General features: G+C 70.3%; 20 protein-coding genes. 13 read left to right on the top strand and 7 right to left on the bottom strand.

Annotated elements, in window-relative coordinates; all coding sequences use genetic code 11:
• Positions 1–133: 133 nt before the first annotated feature.
• Positions 134–1,462 (top strand): M14 family zinc carboxypeptidase, encoded by a 1,329-nt coding sequence (locus FE633_RS37885; protein WP_246114014.1) that lies wholly within the window; start codon positions 134–136, stop codon positions 1,460–1,462.
• 42 nt (positions 1,463–1,504) lie between these two features.
• Positions 1,505–1,939, top strand: a complete 435-nt coding sequence (locus FE633_RS37880) for an SSI family serine proteinase inhibitor (RefSeq protein ID WP_138049704.1) — start codon at positions 1,505–1,507, stop codon at positions 1,937–1,939.
• Between the two features lie 41 nt (positions 1,940–1,980).
• Here the strand turns inward: FE633_RS37880 and FE633_RS37875 are convergent, their stop codons facing one another.
• The 3 genes from FE633_RS37875 to glgX all read right to left on the bottom strand — a co-directional run bounded on the left by FE633_RS37875 (position 1,981) and on the right by glgX (position 8,043).
• Entirely contained in the window at positions 1,981–3,225 is a 1,245-nt protein-coding gene (locus FE633_RS37875; protein WP_138049703.1) for a M14 family zinc carboxypeptidase, read from the bottom strand.
• Between the two features lie 111 nt (positions 3,226–3,336).
• A complete protein-coding gene (gene treY, locus FE633_RS37870; RefSeq protein WP_138049702.1) occupies positions 3,337–5,745 on the bottom strand; it encodes a malto-oligosyltrehalose synthase in 2,409 nt (802 codons plus the stop codon).
• A 180-nt stretch (positions 5,746–5,925) separates the two neighbouring features.
• Positions 5,926–8,043 carry a glycogen debranching protein GlgX gene (gene glgX / locus FE633_RS37865; protein WP_138049701.1) on the bottom strand — a complete coding sequence of 706 codons (2,118 nt, stop codon included), beginning with the start codon at positions 8,041–8,043 and terminating at the stop codon, positions 5,926–5,928.
• Between the two features lie 178 nt (positions 8,044–8,221).
• Between glgX and FE633_RS37860 the strand changes: the two genes are divergently transcribed.
• From FE633_RS37860 to FE633_RS37845, 4 genes are all read left to right on the top strand, one after another.
• Positions 8,222–9,055, top strand: coding sequence for a Tat pathway signal sequence domain protein (locus FE633_RS37860; protein WP_138049700.1), 834 nt, complete (start codon positions 8,222–8,224; stop codon positions 9,053–9,055).
• 63 nt (positions 9,056–9,118) lie between these two features.
• Positions 9,119–10,450 (top strand): copper amine oxidase, encoded by a 1,332-nt coding sequence (locus FE633_RS37855; RefSeq protein ID WP_138049699.1) that lies wholly within the window; start codon positions 9,119–9,121, stop codon positions 10,448–10,450.
• Between the two features lie 102 nt (positions 10,451–10,552).
• The gene (locus tag FE633_RS37850) at positions 10,553–11,785 is read left to right on the top strand and encodes an SAV2148 family HEPN domain-containing protein (protein ID WP_138049698.1); all 1,233 of its coding nucleotides are present in this window, start codon (positions 10,553–10,555) and stop codon (positions 11,783–11,785) included.
• 125 nt (positions 11,786–11,910) lie between these two features.
• Positions 11,911–12,633, top strand: coding sequence for a 3'-5' exonuclease (locus tag FE633_RS37845; RefSeq protein WP_138049697.1), 723 nt, complete (start codon positions 11,911–11,913; stop codon positions 12,631–12,633).
• Between the two features lie 25 nt (positions 12,634–12,658).
• Here FE633_RS37845 and FE633_RS37840 read toward each other — a convergent pair whose 3' ends face one another.
• Positions 12,659–13,180, bottom strand: coding sequence for a YbaK/EbsC family protein (locus FE633_RS37840; protein ID WP_138049696.1), 522 nt, complete (start codon positions 13,178–13,180; stop codon positions 12,659–12,661).
• Positions 13,129–14,139, bottom strand: a complete 1,011-nt coding sequence (locus tag FE633_RS37835) for a DMT family transporter (protein ID WP_138049695.1) — start codon at positions 14,137–14,139, stop codon at positions 13,129–13,131. The genes FE633_RS37840 and FE633_RS37835 overlap by 52 nt, the downstream gene beginning before the upstream one ends.
• A gap of 93 nt (positions 14,140–14,232) precedes the next feature.
• Between FE633_RS37835 and FE633_RS37830 the strand changes: the two genes are divergently transcribed.
• Complete coding sequence (locus tag FE633_RS37830) at positions 14,233–15,135, top strand: LysR family transcriptional regulator (protein ID WP_138049694.1); 903 nt, start codon at positions 14,233–14,235, stop codon at positions 15,133–15,135.
• A gap of 14 nt (positions 15,136–15,149) precedes the next feature.
• On the opposite strand, the gene FE633_RS37825 is transcribed toward FE633_RS37830, so the two are convergent.
• The gene (locus FE633_RS37825) at positions 15,150–16,004 is read right to left on the bottom strand and encodes a phosphotransferase enzyme family protein (protein WP_138049693.1); all 855 of its coding nucleotides are present in this window, start codon (positions 16,002–16,004) and stop codon (positions 15,150–15,152) included.
• Positions 16,005–16,295: 291 nt separating this feature from the next.
• Between FE633_RS37825 and FE633_RS37820 the strand changes: the two genes are divergently transcribed.
• From FE633_RS37820 to FE633_RS37795, 6 genes are all read left to right on the top strand, one after another.
• Positions 16,296–17,231 carry a carbohydrate ABC transporter permease gene (locus FE633_RS37820; RefSeq protein ID WP_138049692.1) on the top strand — a complete coding sequence of 312 codons (936 nt, stop codon included), beginning with the start codon at positions 16,296–16,298 and terminating at the stop codon, positions 17,229–17,231.
• A complete protein-coding gene (locus FE633_RS37815) occupies positions 17,228–18,061 on the top strand; it encodes a carbohydrate ABC transporter permease (RefSeq protein ID WP_138049691.1) in 834 nt (277 codons plus the stop codon). Before FE633_RS37820 ends, FE633_RS37815 begins: the two co-directional genes overlap by 4 nt.
• Positions 18,061–19,347, top strand: a complete 1,287-nt coding sequence (locus tag FE633_RS37810) for an ABC transporter substrate-binding protein (protein WP_138049690.1) — start codon at positions 18,061–18,063, stop codon at positions 19,345–19,347. The genes FE633_RS37815 and FE633_RS37810 overlap by 1 nt, the downstream gene beginning before the upstream one ends.
• A 49-nt stretch (positions 19,348–19,396) precedes the next feature.
• Positions 19,397–20,614 (top strand): macrolide-inactivating glycosyltransferase, encoded by a 1,218-nt coding sequence (gene mgt / locus FE633_RS37805; protein WP_246114013.1) that lies wholly within the window; start codon positions 19,397–19,399, stop codon positions 20,612–20,614.
• Positions 20,611–21,453 (top strand): phosphotransferase, encoded by an 843-nt coding sequence (locus FE633_RS37800; protein ID WP_246114012.1) that lies wholly within the window; start codon positions 20,611–20,613, stop codon positions 21,451–21,453. Before mgt ends, FE633_RS37800 begins: the two co-directional genes overlap by 4 nt.
• Before the next feature lie 277 nt (positions 21,454–21,730).
• Positions 21,731–22,711 (top strand): CDP-alcohol phosphatidyltransferase family protein, encoded by a 981-nt coding sequence (locus FE633_RS37795; protein ID WP_138049688.1) that lies wholly within the window; start codon positions 21,731–21,733, stop codon positions 22,709–22,711.
• An 83-nt stretch (positions 22,712–22,794) separates the two neighbouring features.
• On the opposite strand, the gene FE633_RS37790 is transcribed toward FE633_RS37795, so the two are convergent.
• Positions 22,795–25,104, bottom strand: coding sequence for an MMPL family transporter (locus FE633_RS37790; RefSeq protein WP_138049687.1), 2,310 nt, complete (start codon positions 25,102–25,104; stop codon positions 22,795–22,797).
• Positions 25,105–25,430: the final 326 nt, after the last annotated feature.

The raw sequence follows: 25,430 nt of genomic DNA, 5'->3' as shown, positions 1-25,430 counted from the left end.
CAAGGGTGTTGACGTACCCCCCAAGCCGTGACTCACTGTGCTTACATCATGCACACCAAGTGAACCGACGCCACACTCAGACGCCACACTCAGCGGAGGTAAGACCCTGCCGCCACTCCTCCGCTACCCGTCCGTGGACGAACTGGGCATCCGGGCGGCCGCGCTCGTCGAGCGCCGCCCACGGGACACCCGGCTGCGCCGGGTGGGCACGTCACGAGCCGGGCTTCCCCTGTGGCTGCTGTCCGTCGGACACGGCAGCCGTCAGGTCCTCGTCGTGGCCGGCCCGCACGCCAACGAGCCCGTGGGCGGCGCCACCGCCCTCCGCCTCGCCGAACGGGCGCTCGCCGACCCCCGGCTGTGCGACGGCGCCGACGCGACCTGGAACCTGCTCCTGTGCCTCGACCCGGACGGCGCGCGCCGCAACGAGGGCTGGCTGTCGGGCCCGTACACCCTCGGGCACTACTTCCGGAACTTCTTCAGACCCGGCTTCCTGGAGCAACCCGAATGGCTGCCCGACGGCGCGGCCGGGGCCACCCTGCCGGAGACCCGCGCCCTGCTCGACCTCCAGGACGAACTGCGGCCCTTCTTCCAGTGCTCCCTGCACGGCGTCGACGTGGGCGGCGGGTTCGTCGAGCTCACCCGCGAACTGCCCGGCCTCGCGCCGCGCCTCGCCCACACCGCGGCCCGCCTGGGCATCCCGCTCGAACTCGGTCCGTACGACACGCTGTACTGGCCCACCCTAGGCCCCGCCGTCTACCGGATCCCGCCCCCGCGGCACGCGGACCTGGCCGCCGCCATAACGGAGGCGGCGGTCGAGTCCACCTGGTTCCACCCGCACCGGTACGGCACGGTGACCGCGATCGTCGAGGCCCCCATGTGGGGCGTACAGGCCGTGGGAGACGCGTCACCGCCCGCGGACGCCGACGGGGTGCTCCGGGCCGTGAGCCGCACGCTGCGCCGCGACACACGGCTTCTGGAGGGGCTGCTGCTCCGGATCCGCCCGGGGCTCGGCACGACTGGGGACACGGCACGTCTCCTCGCGCCGGTCGACGACTATTTACTGGTCTGCCCCGGCCTCGCCGACTCCTGGGACCCCGACACGGACACCGACGACGGCGCACATCCGCTGCCGCCGCTCGACACGGCCCGTCTGACGGCACTGCGCATCTCCGCCCGGCGGATAGCGCTGCGCACCGCCGGCCTGCTGCACCGGCTGGTGACGGCCGCCGGGCGCGACCCTTCCGGCGCCCTGCCGGACCTCGACCGGCTCATCGACGCGTGGTGCGCGGACTACCACGACGGGCACCAGGCGCGCTGGATCCCGGTTGCGCGGCAGGTCGAGTACCAGGCGCGGGTGGTGCTCCACGCGTTCGAACTGGCAGGCAGGCGCGCACCCGTGGAACGCTCCGGCGCGCGCCGCGTCGGTACGCCAACGGCGCGAGCCGAAGCGCCGTTCGAGTGAGTCGGACTGCGCCCCGGGACCCCAGGTGCCGATGCATGAGCCATGACGAAAACGATGACGGCGGTACGGGCCTGCCTGCTGACCGCCTGCGCTCTCCTCGCCGTGGGGCCGGTCCCGGCCGCCCAGGCGGCGGCACCCCAGAAGCCGGTCCGGGACGGCTGGCTCTATGTCACGGTCACCCAGGGCGAAACCCGCGCCGGCGAAACGCGCGGCACGCTGCTGCTCTGCGATCCGCCCAAGGGACGCACCCAGACGGCACGGGCCTACACGGTACGGGCCTGTCAGGAACTCCGGGCCGTGGACGGTGACATCTCCCGGATCCAGCCCAGGAGCGGCCACTGCCCGATGGTCTACGCGCCGGTGACCGCGTCCGCGCGCGGTACGTGGCACGGCCGCCGGATCGGATACACGAAGACCTTCTCCAACGCCTGTGCGATGAAGGCGGAGACGGGCTCGGTGTTCGCGCTGGCGGACTGAGCCGTCGCTGAGGCGTGAGGCACACGCGTGTGCCTCACGCCTCAGCGCTCGCGCGCGTGTCGTGCCGCCGCCACCACCGTGCGGCTCTGGTGCTCCACCTGGTGCTCCAGTGGCACCCAGCGGGCGCGGAAGCGTTCGGCGAAGGCCTCGCTCCAGGACGCGACAAGGTGTTCCAGGTGCGGTGCCGCCCGGTCGTCGGCCTCATGGAGGACCCGCAGAAGCATCGCGGCGGCCCGAAGGGGTAACCGGCGGCCGAACGCGTCCACACTGCCGACGTACGCCATCGTCGTGTCCGCGGGCGGCGTCCGGGCCCAGTCGCCGGCCAGCCCCGGCACCAGCTCCAGGGCCCACTTCGCGGCACGCAGCAGCGGCCCGTCGGGCCCGGGGAGGCGGGGCAGTGCCTCGGTGAGAACCCCCTCCACCTGCTGCGCGTCCCGCAGGAGCCGTCGCGACAGGCGCCGCATCGCCGCGGCCGGCGCGGGATGCGGCGCAGGGTCGTCCACCAGGTCACTGGCCCACATCGGCACCTCGACGACCGCCGTCAGACCGCCGTACCGGTGGGCGTGGTACCAGGTGCTGTGCCGGGCGTCGTCCGGCATGCTCGGGTACGCCACGTCCGAGCCGGACGCGGGCATCACGTGCACCCCGGGGCCCGAGGCCGGCCAGCCCGCCGCGTCGGTGGCACCCGTCTCGACCGGGATGTGCAGCTCGGCCGCGGATTTGGCGAAGGGTTCCGCCAGCCCCGGGATGTCCTTCGTCAACTGCACCCAGCTGCCGCCCAGATCGGTGCCGTGGAGAGTCACCTGGAGATAGGGGCGGAGCTCGTCGATGACCCGGGTGAGGGCACGCGTCTCGGGCGGCAGGCGGTCGGGCGGCAGCACGGAGGGCGACCACTCCGGCTGCTCCGGGCCCGCCGGGCGGAAGAAACCGAGGTGGTAGTCGAGCAGGGTGCGCGGCGCCGGCGTTTCATGGAGGCTGGCCCCGTCCGGGTCCGCGCAGAGCAGGAAGTGCCAGGACGTGCCGGCCCGCAACCGGCGGTCGCGCAGGGCCCGCTCGGCCAGCGACAGCAGGGTGGAACCGCCGGTGGGTTCATTGGCGTGGGCGCCCGCGACGATCAGTACGGAGCGCTCGGCGTGGCCCATGGACAGCAGGTGCAGGGGCCGCCCCGCGCGAGAGACGCCGACCTGTCTGAGGGAGCACAGGCCGGGCCGGTGAGCGGCCAGAGCCCTGGCGGACGAGACGAGTTCGGTCACAGTGGGGTAGCGCAGCTCCGGCAGGAGACTCACCCCCGTATTGGTCAGCCTGGCGTCGCACTGCGCAGTAGTCCACGGACCGGATGAAGTGTCAAGAAGGTGTCCGCCGGCGTGAAGGCGCGTTCATGGTGGCGCAGTGCGCGTTCACGCCCGCAAGCCGGCTCCGTGGCCGTCGCCCACCCGCTCCAGGAGCACCACCGGCAACCGCTCGAAAAGCTCCTCCACGCGCGTGTGCCCCGTGAATTCCCGCCCCGGAGACAGCAGGTCGGCCCACCGCCCGGCCGGCAACGGCAGCAGGGTGTCGCGCCAGCCGCCCGCGTCCCGAAGACGCAGCGACAGCCGCGTGACGGCCGTGATCACCTCTCCGGAGCGTACGAACGCCACGCAGTGCGCGGCAGCCGGGCCCTCCGCGTTGAGTGGTGCGTACGTCGCCGATTCGCCGAAGACGGCAGGGCGCTCCCGGCGCAGTCGCAGCGCGGTCGAGGTGAGCGTGGCCTTCTCGGCGGACAGGCCGTCCTGGTCCTGGGGCGGGAAGTGGGCCGGGCGCCGGTTGTCCGGGTCCACGAGGGCCCGGTACTCGGCCTCCGTGCCCTGGTAGACGTCCGGCACACCCGGCATCGTCAGATGGACGAGGGCCGCCCCGAGGACGTTCGCCCGCACGTACGGCTCCAGGGAGCGCCTGAACTCGGCCGCGCGCCGTCCGGGAGCCCCGCACGGCCCCGCCGTCAGGAACGCGGCCACAGCGGCCTCGTAGGCGGGGTCCTGTTCGGTCCACGCCGTGACCAGACCGGCCTCCCGGACATGCTTCAACAAGGCACCCTGGAGCCGCTCTTCGGCCGCGGGCCCGAGGCCGACCGCCGTCTGCCAAGCGGCCCACGCCACCTGCGGATCCGGCGCTGCCTCCCCGGCGGCCGCCGTCAGCCCGGTCACCTCGGTCAGCAGGTCGGCCCAGCGCGGGGGGCACTGGGTGAGCACGGAGATCGCCGCCCGTACATCGGAGCTGCGCTTCGTGTCGTGCGTGGACAGCACCGTGCCGGTGCCGGGCCAGTCGCGCTGCACGCGCGCGCAGTACGCGTGGAACACCTCTGTGGACACGGCCGGCGCACCCGGCTCGCCGCCCACCTCCGTCGCCGACAGGAGCGGTGCGTACCGGTAGAACGCCGTGTCCTCCACGGACTTGGCCCGCAGTGCCGACGCGGTCTGTGCGAACCGGGCCCGGAACCCCTCCTGAGCGGGCCCGTCACCGAGCAGGCCGAGCACCAAGTCCCGTACGACGTCCACCGCATGGGACTCCTCGGGCACCGTGAAGGCCTGCCGGGCCTCGTCCGCGGCCGCCTCGGTGACGACCGACGCGGCGTCCGAGGAGGCGTACGGCCGGTAGACCTCCAGGCGCACGAGCAGTTCCCGCAACGCGGTGCGCAGCGCCCAGGGGGCGTGGTCACGCAGCTCCGGGCCCGGGGCGGTGCGGCACAGCCGGTCGGCCTCGCGGGTGAGACGGTCGACCTCGGTGGCCAGCTCGTGATGGACCACCTTGTACGCGGCCCGCCGCACCGTCGCCTCCCAGACGCCGCCACGGTCGGCCTGGGGCGCCGCGAACCGCCGGTACTGGCCGAGGAGCTCCCCCGCGCCCGCGGGGTCCGTGAAGAGGCCGTCGATGTGCCGCAGCGCGTCATAGCCGGTGGTGCCCGCGACCGGCCACGCGGCGGGCAGCGGTTCGCCCTCCGCGAGGATCTTCTCGACCACGGTCCAGCGTCCGCCCGTCGCCTCGTGGAGACGCCGCAGGTAGGTGTCGGGGTCCGCGAGGCCGTCGGGGTGGTCGATCCGCAGACCGTCGACCACCCCGTCGTGCAGCAGCTGGAGGATCTTCGCGTGGGTGGCCTCGAACACCTCCGGGTCCTCGACCCGAACCCCGATCAGCTCCGAAATGCTGAAGAAACGGCGGTAGTTGAGCTCGGTACGGGCCAGGCGCCACCAGCCCAGGCGGTACCACTGCGCGTCCAGGAGCTGGGGCAGCGGCAGTTTCTCCGTGCCGTCGCGCAACGGGAACACGTGATCGTAATAACGCAGCACGTCGCCGTCGACCTCCAGGTGGTGGAGCTCCGTGCCGAGCCGCCCCCCGAGCACCGGCAGCAGCACCTGGCCGTCCTGGGCCTGCCAGTCGATGTCGAACCAGTGCGCGTACGCCGAGCCGGGCCCCTCGCACAGCACGTCCCACAACGGGCGATTGTGACGCGGGGCCATCGCCATGTGGTTCGGCACGATGTCCACCACGAGCCCGAGGCCGTGCTCCCGCGCGGTGCGCGCGAGGGAGCGCAGGCCCTCCTCGCCGCCGAGTTCGTCCCGCACGCGCGCGTGGTCCACCACGTCGTACCCGTGCGCCGACCCCGGCACGGCCTCCAGCACCGGCGACAGATGCAGGTGGGAGACGCCGAGCGAGGCCAGATACGGCACGGCCGCCGCGGCGGCCGCGAACGGGAACTCCGGCTGCAACTGGAGCCGGTACGTGGCGGTCGGAGCGGCGGGCAGCACCGGGTCGGGACGCTCAGGTGTCATGGGAACCTACGTACCCGCCCCGCCGCGTTTCGTGTCATCGACACGCGAGCGGCCGCCGCGTACCGCGGGAAAACGCGCCGCACGCGCGCGTGGCACTCGAGAACGAGCCACGACGAGCCGCACGCGCGCGTGGCGCTCGAAAACGAGCCCCACGCGCGCGTGGGCCACACAGCAGAGCCGTCAGGCCGGCCGCTGCAACACCACCATGCTCCGGTCCACCAGCGTCAGCCGGTCGCCCGCCGGGACCTTCGCGCCCGTCCCGGAGGGCACTCCCTCCGGCCGGGACGTGTCGACGACCACCTGCCACTGCCGGCCGTGGTTGACCGGCACCACGAACTCCGTGGTCTTCGCAGAGGCGTTGAACATCAGCAGGAACGAGTCGTCGCTGATGCGCTCGCCGCGCGGACCCGGCTCGGAGATCGCGTTGCCGTTGAGGAAGACGGACAGCGCCCGCGCCTGCGTGGAGTTCCAGTCGTGCTGGGTCATCTCCTCGCCCGCCGGGGTGAACCAGGCGATGTCGGAGAGCTCGTCGTGAGTCCCCTGCACGGGCCGCCCGTGGAAGAACCGGCGCCTGCGGAACACCGGGTGGTCACGGCGCAGCCACACCATCGCGCGCGTGAACTCGAGCAGTTCGCCGCCGCCCTCGGGGTTCTCGGGCCATGGCACCCAGGCCAGCTCCCCGTCCTGGCAGTACGCGTTGTTGTTGCCGCCCTGCGTGCGCGCGAACTCGTCGCCGTGGCTGAGCATCGGCACGCCCTGGGAGAGCATCAGCGTGGCGATGAAGTTGCGCATCTGGCGCGCCCGCAGCTCGAGGATCTCGGGATCGTCGGTCTCGCCCTCGGCCCCGCAGTTCCACGACCGGTTGTGGCTCTCGCCGTCGCGGTTGTCCTCGCCGTTCGCCTCGTTGTGCTTGTCGTTGTACGACACGAGGTCGTGCATGGTGAACCCGTCGTGGCAGGTCACGAAGTTGATCGAGGCGAGCGGCCGCCGGCCGTCGTCCTGGTAGAGGTCGGACGAGCCGGTGAGCCGGGACGCGAACTCGGCCAGTGTCTGCGGCTCGCCCCGCCACATGTCCCGCACGGTGTCGCGGTACTTGCCGTTCCACTCGGTCCACAGCGGCGGGAAGTTGCCCACCTGGTAGCCGCCCTCGCCGACGTCCCACGGCTCGGCGATCAGCTTCACCTGGGAGACCACCGGGTCCTGCTGCACCAGGTCGAAGAACGACGACAGCCGGTCCACCTCGTGGAACTGCCGGGCCAGCGTGGCCGCGAGGTCGAAGCGGAACCCGTCGACGTGCATTTCGGTGACCCAGTAGCGCAGCGAGTCCATGATCAGCTGGAGCACGTGCGGGGAGCGCATCAGGAGTGAGTTGCCTGTCCCCGTGGTGTCCATGTAGTAGCGGGGATCGTCCGTCAGCCGGTAGTACGAGGCGTTGTCGAGGCCCCTGAACGACAGCGTCGGCCCGAGGTGGTTGCCCTCCGCGGTGTGGTTGTAGACCACGTCCAGGATGACCTCGATGCCGGCCTCGTGCAGTGCCCGCACGGCCGACTTGAACTCCAGGACCTGCTGCCCGCGGTCGCCCCAGGAGGCGTACGCGTTGTGCGGGGCGAAGAAACCGATCGTGTTGTAGCCCCAGTAGTTGTTCAGGCCCATGTCCACCAGACGGTGGTCGTTGACGAACTGGTGCACCGGCATCAGTTCCAGAGCCGTGACACCCAACTCGGTCAGGTGTTCGATGATCGCCGGATGGGCCAGCGCCGCGTAGGTGCCGCGCAGCTCGTCCGGCAGCGCCGGGTGGCGCATCGTCAGGCCCTTCACATGGGCCTCGTAGAGCACCGTGTGGTGGTACTCGGTGCGCGGGGGCCGGTCGTCGCCCCAGTCGAAGTACGGATTGACCACCACCGAGGTCATCGTGCGGGGCGCCGAGTCCAGGTCGTTGCGCCTGTTCGGCGAACCGAAGTGATAGCCGTACACCTCCTCCCCCCAGTCGATGGCGCCGCTGATGGCGCGCGCGTACGGATCGAGCAGCAGCTTCGCGGAGTTGCAGCGCTGCCCGCGCTCGGGTGCGTACGGGCCGTGCACACGGAAGCCGTACCGCTGGCCCGGCATGATGCCGGGCAGGTACGCGTGCCGCACGAACGCGTCCGTCTCCCGTAGCTCTATCGCCGTCTCCGAACCGTCGTCATGGAGCAGACACAGCTCGATTCGGTCGGCGGCCTCCGAGAAGACCGCGAAGTTGGTGCCGGCGCCGTCGTACGTGGCACCGAGTGGGTACGCCTGTCCAGGCCAGACCTGCATGGATATGACTCTTCCAGTTGTGCGACGCCGCTTGGGGCGACTCCGGCCCGAGTCTCCCCGAAAGTGATGGAACCACCTATGACTTACGCCCCTCTTACCGAACGACCAGTGCATACGCGATATGCCAAAGCATCGCGACTCAAAGCACTCCAAGAGATACGGGGGGAGTGGGGGGAAAGTGTTGAAGACAGTGCACCGCCATCTGGGCAAGGTGGTGGCGGGTGCCGCCATCGCGGTCGCCGGAACCGCCGTGATGGTCGGTATCACCCTGCCGGGCTCGGCGGGCGCGGACGACTCGGGCGGCACGGGGGCCGGCCAGAGCGCCCAAGCGGGCCAGAGGCAGGAGCAGGGACAGGGGCAGGACCAGGGGCAGGGAGGAGCCGCCGCGCAGCCGGGCGTCGTCGAGCAGGCCCCGGCGGCGGGCGACACGGGCAAGGGGCGCGACCCGCTGACCGACGACGAGACGGAGCGTGTCGAGAAGCTCGCGCTGGACCGGCGGCTGCTGCGGAGCGGCGAGGACGTCGAGGGGGACAAGGGTCCGCAGCGGATCACCGTCGACCTCGCCGATCCCGAGACGGGCGAACTGGACGACCCGAACGCGCCGCGCCGCGCCGAGGTGTCGTTCTACGACTACAAGGACGACGCGCTCGTCACCAAGACCGTCAACCTCGACACCGGCAAGGTCGAGCAGACGGACACCCAGCACGGAGTACAGCCACCGCTCAGCCGCGACGAGACCGTCGAGGCCGCGCGGCTCCTGATCGCCGACCGGCTCGGCGCCGGCCTGAAGGCGGACTACAAGGACGCCACCGGCAAGGAACTGACCACTCCCGATCAGCTGATGCTCAACAGCATGGTCTTCCGGTCGAGTCCGGGCACACCGGCCGCGCTCGCCGACTGCGGAGAGCACCGGTGCCTCCGCCTGTTCGTGAAGGTCAAGAACGGGCCCTGGATCGACAGCCGTGACCTGGTGATCGACCTCAGCGCCCGCAAGGTCGTCAAGGCCGCCTGAGCCGCGTGAGCGGCATCCCTGAACTTTTCATCTGACGCTCCTCGGTAAGGAAGTCATTTCTTCATGCGCGTGAACAGAATCAGCCGTGCCCACGGCCGGACGGCGGTAGGCCTCTCGGTGGCGGCGCTGGCCGTCGGCGCGACCATGACCGCGGGACCCGCCGTCGCCCAGCCCACAGCGGCTCCCAAGGCCGCCCCCGCGGCGGCCGCCGACTGCAGCGCGGCGTACAAGATCGAGCAGAAACTCGACACCGGCACCACATGGACGATGTGCTGGCACTACGAGAGCGAGGCCGGGCTCGTCCTGGAGAACGTCTCGTACCAGCCCAAGGGCGAAGACCGCCCGATACGTGTCCTGACCAGTGCGAAGCTCGCCCAGATCCATGTCCCCTACGACGACGGCTCGGTCGAGTACGACGACCTCACCGGCGCCGGCTTCGGGCAGGGCCTGATGAACATGGCCCCCGGTGAGTGCCCCGGCGGCACCATCAAGACCGTCAAGGTCCCCGACTCCTGGGACCCGGAGCACCCGAACGTCAAGGGCCTGTGCACCACGACCCGCTCCCGCGGCCACGCCTACCGCATGCAGGGCGACAGCCCGAGCAAGGTCTGGCAGCAGCAGGGCAAGGATCTGCTCGTCTACACCGTCAACCAGGTCGGCTGGTACGAGTACATCACCGAGTGGCGCTTCCAGGACGACGGCACCGTCAACATGAACGTCGGCGCCACCGGCAGCCTCTCACCCGGGGACTACGACGCGGGTGACGGCCACGGCTGGCCGATCGGCAAGGGCGCGAGGTCGTACGCCACCAGCCACAGCCACAACGTCTTCTGGCGGCTCAACTTCGGCCTCGACGGCAGCTCCAAGAACAAGGTCGAGCAGTACGACTCCGTGGTCAGCCCGCCCGCCGCGGGCGGCGAGGCCCCGCGCAACAAGACCACGCGCAAGTCGATCACCAAGGAGCTCGCCGGCAACGCCAAGAACATGCGCTGGTGGCGGGTCGTCAGCACGGTGGGCAAGAACAAGGACGAGCACGCCCGTTCGTACGAGATCGTCCCGGGCGCCTCGTCCAAGTACCCGGGCCGCAGCTACACCAAGCACGACATCTACTTCACCCAGTACAAGAAGTGCGAACAGTTCGCCAGCAACAACCTGCGCAACTGCGGTACCGGAGTCGGCAAGTCCGTCGACAAGTGGGTCAACGGGCAGGCCCTCACCCACCCCGTGGCCTGGGTGAACGTCGGCTTCCACCACATCGCCCGGGACGAGGACCAGCAGCCCATGCCGGTCCACTGGCAGGGCTTCTCCATCGCCCCGCGTGACGTCACCGCTATGAATCCGCTCACTCCGCCGGCACTCGCCGATCAGAACGGGCAAGCCCAAGGCGGTAGTTGAGAAACGACCTGTCCATCCGGCTGCACCGCCCGCCGCTCCCGGAGTACCCTTCCTTGATCGTTGGCTGGGGGAGTGCTCGGGGGAGCGGAAGGCGGTGCGCGGGTGGGCTCGGGAGGGCGGGAGCTGCCCCCTGGTGACAGCGGTCACGAGGGGAGCTCCACGGATGTCCCGCCCGGCGCGGTGTCTCTGGCGCGGCCGATGGAAATCGGAGCGGAACTGGACTGGGGCGCCGAGGCCTGGCGCGAGGTCCGCACGCGTGCTCAGCGCGCGGGGCGGGCCTACATCTGGCTGAACCTGGTCGAGCAGCGGCTGCGCGCGGTCGTGGCCGCTGTTCTGCGCCCCATCTACGAACCGATGCACGGCGAGGACGACTGGGTGGTCGCCGCCGCCGGACCGGCCGGCCAGGAGTGGGTGCAGCGCGCCGTCGCGGTGCGCGAGGTCAGCCGCCGCAAGGGCTATCTGCTCGACCCCGCCGACGACAACGTCCTCAGCTTCCTCACGCTGCCGCAGCTGCGCGAGCTGATGGTGCAGCACTGGCCGTGTTTCGAGCCCTACTTCGACGAGCGCCGGGACGTCGAGCTCGCCCTCGACGAGCTGGAAGTCACCCGGAACGTCGTCTCCCGCAACCGTGCCCTGTCCGAAGCGGTCCTGTCCCAGGCCGAGCGTGCCTCCGAAAAGCTCCTGGCGATACTCGGCGCGGGCAGCGATGTGCCATCCGCGCGGCGGCTGCCCGTCGACGCCGTCGAGAGCCTGGTCGGCGACCGGTACGCGGACGTGGTGGGCGTGCACTCCGACCGGGTGCGGCTGCTGCGGCAGTTCCCCGCCGAGGACCTCTTCGGCGGCGCCCGCCGCCTCGACGCCATCGGGATAGGCCTGAACCTGCTGGTGCAGAACTTCTCCGGGCGGCGACTGGTGCGGCTGGCCGAGTCCGGCTGCCGCGTGCGGCTGCTGTTCCTGAATCCGGCCTCCAGCGCGGTGAAGCGACGTGAGCGCGAACTCGGCATCAAACGGGGCGAGTTGAGCCGCTCCGTCGAGATGAACATCCTGCACATGCGGCGGGTGAGGTCCCGGCTGCGGGATCCCGGAGCCTTCGAGATCCAGGTCTACGACGAAACGCCCCGCTTCACCGCGTACCTCGTCGACGGGGACGGCTCGGACGGCATAGCGGTCGTGCAGTCGTATCTGCGCCGGACGCGCGGGATGGAGGCACCCGTGCTGGTGCTGCGCGGGGGCGGACGCGTGGTCAAGGCGGACGACAGCGGCGAAGAGGGTCTATTCGGGACGTACCGCGAGGAGTTCGAGCTGGCCTGGGCGGACTCGCGGCCGGTGTCCTGAGGGTTCCTGACGGTTCCTGGCGTCGGCGCTCCGGGCGGGAAAGCGGAATGCGGTCCTCTGTTTGTCAGTGGTGCATGGGATCGTGGAGATCACTGGGGGAACGCACCACGAAGAAGGGGACCGGCATGGGCTGGCACGGGGAGCTGATGATCGGCTTCGACCTGGAGACGACCGGGACCGATCCGCGTGAGGCGCGCATCGTGACGGGCGCGGTGATCGAGGTCAGGGACGGGGAGCCGGTCGGGCGCCGCGAGTGGCTTGCCGATCCGGGAGTCGAGATCCCGGCCGACGCGGTGGCGGTGCACGGGATCACCAACGAACGGGCCGCCGCCGAGGGCCGGCCGGCCGACCAGGTGGCTGAAGCGATCGCCTCGGTGCTCGTCTCGTACTGGCAGACGGGAGTGCCGGTCGTCGCGTACAACGCGGCCTTCGACCTGACCCTGCTCTCCGCGGAGCTGCGGCGGTACGGTCTGCCGTCGCTGCGCGACCGCCTCGGCGGCATGGAACCGGCGCCGGTCATCGACCCGTACACGATCGACCGCTCGGTGGACCGCTACCGTCGCGGCAAGCGCAACCTCGAAGCGGTCTGCGGGGAGTACGGGGTCGCGCTCGACGCCGCCCACGACGCCGCCGCGGACGCCCTGGCCGCGGCCCGGCTCGCCCGCGCGATAGCCGGCCGCCACCCCAAGGTCGCGGCCCTCGGCCCGGCCGAGCTGCACCGCCGCCAGATCGAGTGGTACGCGCAGTGGGCGGCCGACTTCCAGAGCTTCCTGCGCCGCAAGGGGGACGAAACCGCGGTCGTGGACGGGACATGGCCGCTGCGGGACCTGGCGGGCGAGCGGGTCTGAGGGCGCGGCCGCGAAGGCCGGTCCGTCACGCCGCCGCGGCCGGACTCGCGATCCGTGCAACCCGTGGCTCGGCGAGCCGGGCGTAGTCCTGGCCGGAGATGACCAGGGAGCGGTCCAGGCGGGCGGCGTTGAAGTACAGGCGCGGCCGGGTGACCACGTCCGGGTCGGCTACGAGTTCGAGCTCGGGATCGAAGCTGAACGGGAGGACGGTGCCGGGGACGGCACGGGCCATTCGTTCGGCGGTGGCCGAGTCGCTGAATCCGGCGTACCGGGCGGTGTAGAGCGCGCGGATGGCGTCGAGATCCACGCGGCGGTCTCCGGGCACAACCGCGAGGACGTGGCGCGTGGTCTTCCGGTCCACCTTCACCCTCAGGACGAGGCACTTCGCGGCCTCGGACTCCGGGTGACCGCGCAGCGCGCTGACGGCCCCGGTGCTGCCTTCGGGTTCGTGGTCGATGAGTTCGTAGGCGATGGAGGAGGTGTCGAGCAGGGTGATCAGACGGTCGTAGGTGTCGTAGTCGTGGGTGGTGGTGCCGTGGTCGGGCATGCGGTGTCCTCTTCGGTGTCGTGCGGATGCGTGGTGTCCGGAAGCTCGGTGTCCGGGAGCTCGGTGTTCGTGAAGTCCGTGGTGCGGTGAGCGCGTTCGACGGCCTGGCCCCAGTACGTTCCCGCGACCATCAGGGCCGCGCCGAGACCGGTGAGCGGGGTGAAGTGTTCGCCGGCGAGGCCGATGCCCGCCGCCGCGGCCCAGATCGGCTCCGTGCCCAGCAGGAGGCTCGCCCGGCTCGCCGAGGTGCGCTGGACGGCCCAGGTCTGGGCGAGGAAGGCGAACACGCTGCAGAACAGGGCGAGATGGAGCAGCTGGGCCCAGCCCGCCGCGCCGATGTGGGCGAGGGCGGGAAGATCGCCGGACGCCGGTACGAGGAACAGGACGGTGCCGACGAGGGTCTGCAGGGTGGTCAGTCGCAGCGGGCGTATCGCGCGGTGCGCGGTGAGCCGGCCGACGAGCGCGACATGAGCCGCCCGGATCAGCGCGGCGGCGAGCATCAGCAGGTCGCCGAGGCGGGGCGCGTGGAAGCCGTTGCCCGACATGAGGAGGCCGACGGCCAGCAGACACACACCGGCCGCCGCATAGAAGGACGGCGGAAGGCCGCCGCCGCGGTGACCCGTGCGGTCGAGGAGCGGAGTGATCACGATGGTGAGGCTGATGATCAGTCCGGCGTTCGCGGCGCTCGTGTGGGCGACGCCGTACGTCTCCACGACCAGCACGGCCGCCTGTGTGACTCCCAGGGGCAGGCCGGCCCGGATCTCCTCTCGAGTCCATCCGCCGGACGTCCGGTCGGCGGCGACCAGACCGAGACAGGCGAGCCCGGACAGCGCGTACCGGGCGAACAGCACCACCAGGACGGGCAGCACCGCGGTCGCCGTCTGGGCGGCGAGGTAGCTGGAACCCCAGACGAGGGCCACGAGGAGAAGTACCGCATCGGTACGGCGGGCGTCAGGCACGCGCCCACCCTGCACTCCCGGCGTCCCTGAAGCCCAGAGCCAACTTCTTAACTGATCCTTCAGTTTCCCTACAGTGATCTCTAGGCTGGGTTCATGGACGAACGGCAGCTGAGGATCCTGCGTGAGCTGGGCGAACTGGGCAGCGTCACGGCGGTCGCCGAGGCGCTGCTGGTGACGCCCTCGGCGATCTCCCAGCAGCTGCGCCTGCTGCAACGCGCGATGCCCGTGCCGCTGACCGAGCGTCAGGGGCGACGGCTGGTGCTCACCGATGCCGGGCAGGCTCTGGCCGGCGCGGCGATCGAGGTGGAGACCGCGCTGGAGCGTGCGCGGCACACCGTCGCGGAGTTCGTCGACCGGCCGGACGGCGAGGTGTCGGTGGCGGCCTTCCACAGCGCGGGTTCGGCGTTCTTCCCCCTGCTGCTACGCGGGCTCGCCGCACCGGGCGGGCCGAAGCTCACCCTCGCCGACGAGGACGTGACACAGGACGAATTCCCGCCGCTGACCCGGGAGTACGACCTTGTGCTCGCCCACCGCCTCGATCACACCCCGGGATGGCCGCGCACCGTGACGGCCACGACGCTGCTGCGGGAGCCGCTCGACGTGGCCATGCCCACCGACCACCCGCTGGCCGTCAAGCAGCGGCTCACCCCGCGTGACGTGGCCGACCAGCCCTGGATCACGGTGCACGACGGCTTCCCGGTCCTGGCCACCATCGACGCCATCGCCACGGCCGCGGGCCGTCGGCTCCATCTCGCCCACCGCATCAACGAGTTCGCGGTGGTGGCCGAGGCCGTCGCCGCCGGCGGAGGCCTCGCCCTGATACCCCGCTGGACCATGCGTCCGCATCCCGCGCTGGTCCTCAAGCCGCTCAGCGGCGTACAGGCCCGGCGGCACATCGACGCGCTCCACCGTCCCGAGCGCATCGCGCGGAAGGCCGTACGCACGGTGCTCGCCGAGCTGCGTCGTGCGGCCGGGACGATCCGCGGCCAGGACTGACCGGCCGAGCGGTCTCAGAACGGATACCAGCGAACCGTCTCGTCCCCGTCCCGCAGTGACGCCACCCGCCGCTCGAACTCCGCCAGCGCCTTCGGGTTGCTCGGCGCGTGCTGGGCGACCCAGGCGCAGCTGGCCGTCTCGCGCGCCCCGCGCAGTACGCCGCAGCCGTCCCACTCGCGCACGTCCCAGCCGTAGGTGTCCGTGAAGGAGTCGTACGCCTCGGCCGGCAGCCCGTAACGGTCCCGGGACAGGGCCATGACCACCAGGTCGTGCTCGCGCAGATCGGCGGAGAAGGTCTCCAGGTCGACCAGCACGGGACCGTCCGGGCCGACATGGACATTGCGGGGCAGCGCGTCGCCGTGGATCGGGCCCGGCGGCAGCCGCGGCGTGAGCGCGGCGGCCGCCGTGGCGAAGCCGTCGCGGCGCTCCCGCAGATACGCGGCGTCCGCCGGGTCGATGGCGTCGCCCGCGAGACGCAGCCAGCGCTCGACGCCGCCCAGCAGCTCGCGGCGCGGCAGGTCGAAGGCGGGGGAGGGCAGGGCATGTACGACCCGCAGCAATTCGGCCAGATCGCGCGGCTCGGCGGGCCGCACGGGTTCGGGCAGCCGGTGCCACAGGGTCACCGGGTGGCCGGCCACGAGCCGTGGGCCGGGCTCGGCGGCCCGCACCGCGCGGACGCCCGCCTCGGCGAGCCAGACGGCGATGGCCAGCTCCCGCCGCGCCCGGTCGAGGAGTTCGGCGTCGCGCCCCACCTTGACGACCAGGTCACCGGCGGCGAACACGGCGTTCTCGCCCAGCGCGAGCAACTGAGCGCCGGACCGGCCGAGACCTGCCTCGGCGAGTACGTCCCGTGCCCGTGCCTCGTCCATCAGTCGCCTCCTGTGCCTCTCATGTCCGCCGACGCACGTCGCCCCGCGTGATCACGCCACGATCACGCCACGATCGCGCCACCTTCACGCCCCCGAGTTGTCCCCGTACGGCGTCGAGATCGCGCCACACCACACCGCCCAGTGTCGCATTCGCACTGGTGAGGGGCCTCGCCGGGGCGTGCGCGCGGCCTTGACGCGCCGTCAGTCCATCAGCACGATGACCGGGGCCGCCAGGGCGGCCCAGGGGGCTGCTGCCTCCTACCGCAGAGCCGCCCGAAGGAGCCGATCGACGTGACCTTGGCGACCGCGACGAAGCGGTCAACGAAGCGCGCGCCACACAGCGGTGGGACGGGACGTGCCGTGGACCACGGCGCCTGGTTCCTGGTGCTGCCCGCACTGATACCGATCCTGATCCTGAGTGTCGGACCGCTCCTGTACGGGATCGCGCTGGCGTTCACCGACTCCCAGTCGGGCCGGACCGAACCCACCCAGTGGATCGGGACCCTCAACTTCCAGGATCTGCTGCACGACACGCTGTTCTGGGACTCGTTCCGGATCGGACTGCTGTGGGCGGTCGGGGTCACCGTGCCGCAGTTCCTGCTCGCGCTCGGCCTGTCCCTGCTGCTGAACCAGAACCTCCGCTTCCGCTGGCTGGCGCGAGCCCTCGCGATCATTCCGTGGGCCATGCCCGAGGTCGTCGTCGGCATCATGTGGCGGCTCGTCTACAACGCGGACGCCGGCATCCTCAACGAGACGATCCGCGACCTGGGCCTCGGCGACGGCCGCGACTGGCTGAGTGGCCTGGCCACCGCCCTGCCCGCGGTGATCGTGGTCGGTGTCTGGGCGGGTATGCCCCAGACGACGGTCGCCCTGCTCGCCGGGCTGCAGAACACGCCCCGCGAACTCCATGAGGCGGCCGCGATGGACGGCGCGGGGGCCTGGCGGCGCTTCCGCACGGTCACCTGGCCCGCCCTCAAACCGGTCGCGCTCGCCATCACCGCGCTCAATTTCATCTGGAACTTCAATTCCTTCGCCCTGGTGTACGTGCTGACCAACGGCGGGCCGGGCGGCCGCACCCGGCTGCCGATGCTGTTCGCCTACGAAGAGGCCTTCCGCTACGGGCAGTTCGGGTACGCGGCGGCGATGGGATGCGTGATGGTCGCGGTGATCTCGGTGGTGCTCGCCGTCTTCCTCGTGGGCCGCCTGAGGGGAGGTGAGGACGCGTGAAGACCGGCAAAGGCGCCCGCGCGGGCCAGTACCTCGCCCTCCTCGCGTATCTCGTCTTCCTCGCCTTCCCCTTCCTCTGGCTGCTGTCCACCGCCTTCAAACCGCCGCGCGAGCTGTCGAGCCTGCACCCCACCTGGATCCCCAAGGACCCGACGTTCGCCAACTTCCGGCAGGCCTTCGACGAGCAGCCGCTGCTGGACGCCGCGCTCAACTCCCTGGTCGCGGCGGTCGGAGCGGCCGTGATCGCCGTACTGATCGCGACCCCGATGGCGTACGTCATGGCCCGGCATCGCACGCGGCTCGCGAAGGCCGCGACCGGCTGGGTGGTGGTCAGTCAGGCGTTCCCGTTCGTGCTGCTGATCATCCCGTTGTTCCTGGTCCTGAAGAACCTGCGGCTGATCAACTCCGTACCGGGTCTGATCATGGTGTATGTGGTGTGGGCGCTGCCGTTCGCGCTGTGGATGCTCGTCGGATACGTACGGGCCGTGCCGGCCGAGCTGGAGGAGGCGGCGGCGGTGGACGGCGCGGGGAAGGCGCGCACCCTGGTGTCGATCATCGCTCCGCTGCTCGCGCCGGGCATCGTGGCCACGGGGCTGTTCGCGTTCATCAGCGCGTGGAACGAGTTCTTCTTCGCGCTGGTGCTGCTCAAGACCCCGGAGAAACAGACCCTGCCGGTCGTCCTCACACACTTCCTCGGCGCGGAGGGCGCCGTGGAGCTGGGCCCGCTGGCGGCAGCCGCGTTCCTCGCGACACTGCCGTCGCTGGTCATCTTCGCGATCATCCAGAAGCGGATCACGGGCGGCATGCTCGCCGGGGCGGTGAAGAGCTGATGCGGACGAGACTGCTGGTGGTCCTGACGGCGGTGCTGGGCCTGGTGATCAGTGGCTGCTCGGGCGGCGACAGCGAGTCGGAAGGCGGCCGTATCACCCTCCGCTTCCAGTCTCTCGCCTGGCAGAAGGAGTCCGTCGACGCCAACAAGGAGCTCGTGAAGGAGTGGAACGCCACCCACCCCGGCGTCAAGGTCGAGTATGTACAGGGGAGTTGGGACAGTGTGCACGACCAGCTGCTCACCTCCTTCGAGGGCGGTGAGGCGCCGGACATCATCCATGACGCCGCGGACGACCTCGCGGACTTCGCGTACGGCGGGTATCTCGCCGATCTGACCGATCTGCTGCCCGAGCGGCTCAAGTCCGACATCCCGCGGCGCAGTTGGGAGACGGCGACCTTCGGGGACGGGATCTACGGGGTGCCCTTCCTGCAGGAGCCGCGCGTCCTGATCGCCAACGCCGAGTGGCTCAGGGAGTCCGGCGTACGCGTCCCTACGCCCGAGAAGCCATGGAGCTGGGGCGAGTTCCGGCGCATCACCGAAGAGCTGAGCGGGGACGGCAAGTACGGCGTGGCCTGGCCGCTCAAGGAACCCGTCTCGGCCACGCTCAATCTGTCGCTGTCGGCCGGCGGGCAGATGTTCCACCGGGACGCCGACGGCAAGGTGAGGATCGGCTTCGGCACGGACGACGAGGTGGTGCCGAAGACCATCCACGATCAGGTGAACACCGATGGCAGCGCGCCGGGTTCGACGCTCGGCAGCGGTGGCTCCGACACGCTGCCCGGCTTCTTCGGCGGCAGGTACGCGATGGTCCCCCTCGGGTTCTCGTACCGGCAGCAGATCGTGCAGCAGGCGCCCAAGGGATTCGACTGGCAGGTGCTGCCCGCGCCGGCGGGCGCCGACGGACTCGCTCAGGGCGTGAGTCCGCAGACGCTGTCCCTCGCACAGGACAGCCCCCACAAGGAGGAGGCCGCCGAGTTCATCGACTTCCTGCTCCGGCCGGAGAACATGGTCCGGCTCGCCCTCGGCGACTGGATGCTGCCCACCGGCACCGAGGCCCTCAAGGACCCCGCCCTGCACACGGACGAGTACGACTGGGCGACAGGCACCGCACTCGCCCGCGATCTGCGCTCGGCCCCCGCCCAGTCCGTACGGGGCTACCCGGAGTGGAAGGACAAGATCGCCACGCCCGCCTTCCAGGAGTACTACAGCGGGGCGATCGACCTGGATGAGCTGCGCCAACGCCTGGTGGAGGACGGGAACTTGGTGCTCGCGCGCTATCAGAGATGAGGCCAAAAATGGATTGCACGAGACGTATCGTCTTGCCTATGGTCGGGGCATGATCACCCCACCCCCCGCCCACATCGCCATGTTCTCCATCGCCGCCCACGGGCACGTGAACCCGAACCTGGAAGTGATCCGGGAACTCGTCGCCCGCGGACACCGCGTGACCTATGCGATCCCGCCCGCCTTGGCCGAGAAGGTCGCCGAGACGGGCGCCGAGCTCAAGCTCTGGAACTCGACACTGCCGTCCCCGGACGACGACCCCGAGGCATGGGGAAGCACTCTCCTGGACAACGTGGAGCCCTTCCTCGACGACGCGATCCAGGCGCTCCCACAGCTCATCGAGGCGTACGAGGGCGACGAGCCGGACCTCGTCCTGCACGACATCTCCTCCTATCCGGCCCGCGTCCTCGCCCACCGCTGGGGCGTCAAGGCGATCTCCCTCTCGCCGAACCTCGTCGCCTGGGAGGGCTACATCGAGGAGGTCCTCGATCCGATGTGGGAGGAGCCGAAGAAGACCGAGCGCGGCAGGGCGTACTACGCCCGCTTCCAGGCCTGGCTGGAGGAGAACGGGATCACGCAGCACCCCGACGTGTTCGCCGGCCGCCCCTCGCGGTCCCTCGCTCTGATCCCGAAGGTCCTGCAGCCGAACGCCGACCGGGTCGACGAGACCGTGCACACCTTCGTCGGCGCCTGTCAGGGCGACCGTGCGGCACAGGGCGACTGGACGCGGCCCGCCGGGGCCGAGAAGGTCCTCCTCGTCTCGCTCGGCTCGGCCTTCACCAAGCTGCCGGCCTTCTACCGCGAGTGCGTCAAGGCCTTCGGTGATCTGCCGGGCTGGCACATGGTGCTCCAGATCGGCAAACACGTGGACCCGGCCGAGCTCGGCGCGATCCCCGGGAACGTGGAAGTGCGGGACTGGGTACCGCAGTTGGCGATCCTGAAGCAGGCCGACGCCTTCATCACGCACGCGGGCGCGGGCGGCAGCCAGGAGGGGCTGGCGACCGCTACGCCGATGGTCTGCGTGCCCCAGGCCGTCGACCAGTTCGGAAACGCCGACATGCTCCAGGCGCTCGGCGTCGCCCGCCACGTACCGACGGAGGAGGCGACCGCGGAGACCCTGCGCGAGGCCGTCCTCGCGCTGACCGACGACCCGGAGGTGGCACGGCGGCTGAAGGAGATCCAGGAACAGATGGCGACCGAGGGCGGCACGCGGCGCGCGGCGGACCTGATCGAGGCGGAACTCGAACAGCGAGTGCGCCTGACGACATGACGGCTGACGGTGCGGCGGAGGACATGCGGGCCGACGGTGCGGCGGAGGAGGGCCGGGCGCTGGCCGGCGGCATGGTGAACGCGGGCGCGGTCTTCCGCAGGGGTGCGCTGGTGGACCGCCCGGCGCCCCGCACCGCGCGCGCCCTCCATGCCCATCTCCTCGCGCTGAAGGAGCACGGCTTCGACGCGGCCCCCACACCGGTCCGCCTCACCGCGGACGGCCGCGAGCAGCTGACCTTCATCCCCGGCGACGTCGCCCTCCCGCCGTTTCCGCGCTGGGCGATGACTCAGGGCGCACTGCGGTCGGTGGGAGTCCTGCTGCGGCGCCTGCACAGGGCCGGCGAGGCCATCGAGGTCGACACCGGCGTCGAGTGGCCCCGGGACCTGGCCGACCCGGAGGGAGGAACGATGCTGTGCCACAACGACGTGTGCCCGGACAACGTCGTCTTCCGTGACGGCCGTGCCGCTGCCCTGATCGATTTCGACCTGGCGGCCCCGGGCCGCCCCCTGTGGGATGTCGCCATGACCGCCCGCTACTGGGTACCCATGCTCGATCCCGTATCCGCGGCCGCTCTCTACCCGGCCGGGCAGGCCGCCCCCGCACGGCTGCGGATCCTCGCCGACAGCTACGGTCTCTCCCCGCGGGAACGCGCCGAACTGCCCGGCGTCATCGAACAGGCCACCGACACCTGCCGCGCCTTCGTCGCCGACCGTGTGGCCGACGGCGACCCCGTCTACATTCAGGCCCTGGCCGAGCGCGGTGGGTGGCAACGCTGGGATCGCATGCACAGCTGGCTGATCGCCCACCGAGAGATGTTCACGGCCGCCCTGCTGGACTGACCGGCTCAGGCGGTGAAGCGCGGTGCGAAGAGCGATGCTCGGAATTCCCGCCCGTCACGGTTGCACGCCAACGGTGAAGCCATGGCGCACGTTGGATAACGGAAAGGTCATTCGGTAACGCTCGGATAACGCGGCGGGTGCCCGGCCGAGCCATGGACCGGGTTACCGAGTGGGACGGTTACCCCCCTGAGAAGGTTGTACCGGTCACTTCTTGTTCCTTGTGCGAACGGCTTCCTAGCGTGAGGTGAACTCAAGTCGAACTCTGGGAAGTTGAGCTATGCGCCGAGACATACCGCCCCTCGCCGAAGTGCGCCGCATCACCGAGAAGAAGCGCGACGCGTGGTGGACCGTACTGCTCGTCGACCCGGTCGCCACACCGCTGGTGCGCATCACCGCGATGCGGACGAAGATCACGCCGAACCAGATCACCTGGGGAGCGTTCCTGCTGGGGCTGGCCTCGGCGGCGTTCTTCGCGCTCGGCGACTGGCGCTGGCTGATCGCCGGCGCGATCGTCTACCACCTGAGCTTCATCCTCGACTGCATGGACGGGAAGGTGGCCAGACTCACCGGACAGGGGTCCGTGTTCGGGGCCTGGCTGGACTTCGTCTTCGACCGCGTCCGCGTGATGGTGTGCGGAATCGCGCTCATGGCCGGGCAGTACCAGCGCACCGACGACACGGTCTACATATGGCTTGCCCTGGCAGTCGTCGGCCTCGACACGCTGCGCTACATCAACTCCCTGGAGATCTTCAAGATCCGCTACTCCATGCGCAAGCAGATCAAGGCGCGTGTGCGGGAGGCGCGGCGCGCGCAGAATTCCAGCGAACTCGCCTTCATGGAAGACCTGCTGCGCAACAACCCCGAGGCCGATGTCGAACAGGATCTCCGCAAGGCGGCGAGCGTGAGTTCCGAAGGCGCGACGGAGACTTCACCACAGGAGACGGAGGACTCGCGGAAACAGCCCCGAGTCATCGACCTTCACCAGGAGTTCCGGCACCGCTTCCCGGTCTATCTGCGCGCACGTTCCTTCCTGCTCCGCCACCGTATTCGTACCCACCTGGTGAGCGGCATCGAATTCCAGATGGGTGTGTTCATCGTCGGCCCGCTTCTCGACGCGGTGATCGAGGCGACCATCGTCTCCGGCGGCCTTCTCCTGGTCTTCGAACTCGCCATCATCTACAAGCTGTTGCTCTCCACCCGCGACTTCACCCGCACGATCGACTCCTTCGAGCGTGAAGCGGTGACCGAGGCGGCCTGAGCACCCACGTACGCGATGTGGCCGGGGCGGCATGCGCCCCGGCCACATCGTCAACCAGGTTCCACCAGATCAAAGCGGAGAGGTCAGACCCCGACCTTCTCGCCCTCGACCGCCGGTGGCTGAGGCGGGGAGGACACCGCGCCCGCGCCCCCGGGCGACTCGTCGTGGGTGAGGTCCGGCAGGCGGTGCAGCCACTTCGGGAAGTACCAGTTGCGCTCGCCGAGGAGGGCCATGACCGCCGGGAGCAGCACGCCCCGGATGATCGTCGCGTCGATGAGGACCGCGGCCGCGAGGCCCACGCCCATCTGCTTCATGGACTGCATGGACAGTGTTCCGAAGATCGCGAAGACGGCGACCATGATGACGGCGGCGCTGGTGATGACACCGGCCGTCGTGACCACACCGTGCTGGATGGCGTCCCGCGTCGTCAGCCCCCGCTGCCGCGCCTCACGGATCCGCGAGACCACGAACACGTGGTAGTCCATCGAGAGGCCGAAGAGGATCACGAAGAGGAACAGCGGCAGCCAGGTGATGATGGCGCCCACGCCCTCCGCGCCCACCAGCGACGCGCCCCAGCCGTGCTGGAAGACGCCGACCAGGATGCCGTAAGCCGCCCCCACCGAGAGGAGGTTGAGCACGATCGAGGTGATCGCGATCGTCAGCGAGCGGAACGACAGCAGCATGAGCAGGAAGGCGAAGACCACGACGAATGCGAAGACCGGGGCCACCGCGCTGACGAGCTGGTCGTTGAAGTCCTTCGAGCCCGCGACCTGTCCGGTCACCGGCGCCTCGACCCCGTCGACCTTGCCGAGCGTCGCCGGACGGACCTCGTCGCGGATGGTCTCCAGGCTCTTCTCGGCCTTGTCCAGGTCCGAGCCGCCCACCAGTGGTACGTACACGAAGGCGAGGTTGCGCGAGTCGTGCACCTTGATCTCGACCGGACCGCGCGAGGCACCCGAACTGACCGCCCGCTCACGGAAGTCGGCGAGCGCGGACTTCACCTCGGCGGAATTGATGTCGTCGGCCTTGACGACCACCTCGGCCGGCTCGGAACCGCCGGGGAAGGCCTCGTTGACCCGCTCGTACGTCGCCACGATCGGCAGCGAGTCGCCGAACTCCTGGTCCAGCGTGAGGTTCTGGGTCTTCATACCGAGCGCGGGGGCCGCGATCGCCAGCAGCGCGCCCGCCGCGACCACCAGCGAGATCGCCGGCTTGGCCAGGACCACCCGCAGCACGCTCGTCCAGAACCGGCTCTCATTGGTCACCGAATGACCGGTCCCCGAATGACCGTTGCCCGTACGGCCGTTGCCCTTGCGCCGCTTGTCCGGGTGCAGGAACGGAATCCGGCCCTTCTCGACCCGCTCACCGAGCAGCGAGAGCAGCGCGGGCAGCACCGTCACCGAGCCGACCATGGCGACCGCCACGACCATCAGTGAGGCCAGACCCATCGCCTTGAACGTGGCGAGACCGGTGAACAGCATGCCCGCCATCGCCACGCACACCGTGACACCGGAGACGATGATGGCGCGGCCGCTGGTCGCCGCGGCGATCCGCAGTGCGGTCTCGCCGTCCCTGCCCGCCATGCGCTCCTCGCGCTCACGCCGCAGATAGAACAGGCAGTAGTCGACGCCGACCGCAAGACCGACCAGCAGCATCACGGAGCTCGATGCGTCGTCCATCGGCTGCAGATGGCTGACGAGCCCCATCAGACCCATCGTCGCCACGATCGCGGTGATCGCGAGCGCCACCGGCACCAGTGCCGCCACCAACGCGCCGAAAGCCACCAGCAGAATGCCGAGCGCCACGGGCACGGCGGAGTACTCCGCCTGCTGGAAGTCGTCACCGAAGGCGTCGTCGAACGTCTTCAGCATGCTGGCGCTGCCGATCTCCTCGATCCGCACCGAGTCGTGATCCTTCTGCACGCCGTCGACGGCCTTCAGGACGGGCTCGACCCGCTCGCCCGCCGTCTCCGCCTCGCCGCGCATGTCGAACTGCACGAGCGCGCTGCGGCCGTCCTTCGAGATCGTGTCCGTGTCGTACGGCGAGGTCACGTCGGTCACCTTGCCGGTGCCCTCGACCGCCTTCATCACGGCGTCGACGGCGGCACGGAACTCGGAGTCCGTCGCCTTGACCCCCGCGCCCTTGGCCTGGACGAGCACGGTCTCCCCGGCCGGCTCGTCGATCCCGGCGTCCTCGATGATGCGCGCGGCCTGGCTCGTCTCGCCGCTGAGCTGATCGCTGTCCTTGAGCTCGGCCGTGCCCGCCGCCGAGCCGAGCCCCATCGCCAGGACGACGAACAGCACCCAGATGCCGACGGCCGCCCAGCGATGCCGGACGCTCCAGCCGCCGGCCCGGGCAGCTATGCCCCGTACCCGCGTATCTCCGTTCCCCATGACGGGCTTGCCCCCTTGATTTCGGTGACGGCCCCCTGCCGTCCCTCATGGCTTCGAAGGTATGGGCCGGATAAAGCCATCTCCTCGTGCTGCCCGGTGAACTGACGGACCGCTCAGTCCTCCCCTCGGTGCTCACGACATCAGCACTAGGGAGGATGTGGGCCCCTTACACGTAAAGGGACTTCTCGGGGTCATGCAGGTCACGGTGACGCGCGTCCGATGTGTCGCCCCTGAACCCCTTTGTTATTGCGAACGCTTGTCGATTGAGTCACAGGTGTACGTAGGTGTTGATCTGCGCGCGTCAATCCGTCAGGGTTTCTTGCCAA

Source organism: Streptomyces montanus, from assembly GCF_005786655.1.
Lineage (GTDB): Bacteria > Actinomycetota > Actinomycetes > Streptomycetales > Streptomycetaceae > Streptomyces > Streptomyces sporangiiformans.
Note: the sequence above shows the minus strand (reverse complement) of the source record. Positions and strands in the feature narration are given on the sequence as shown.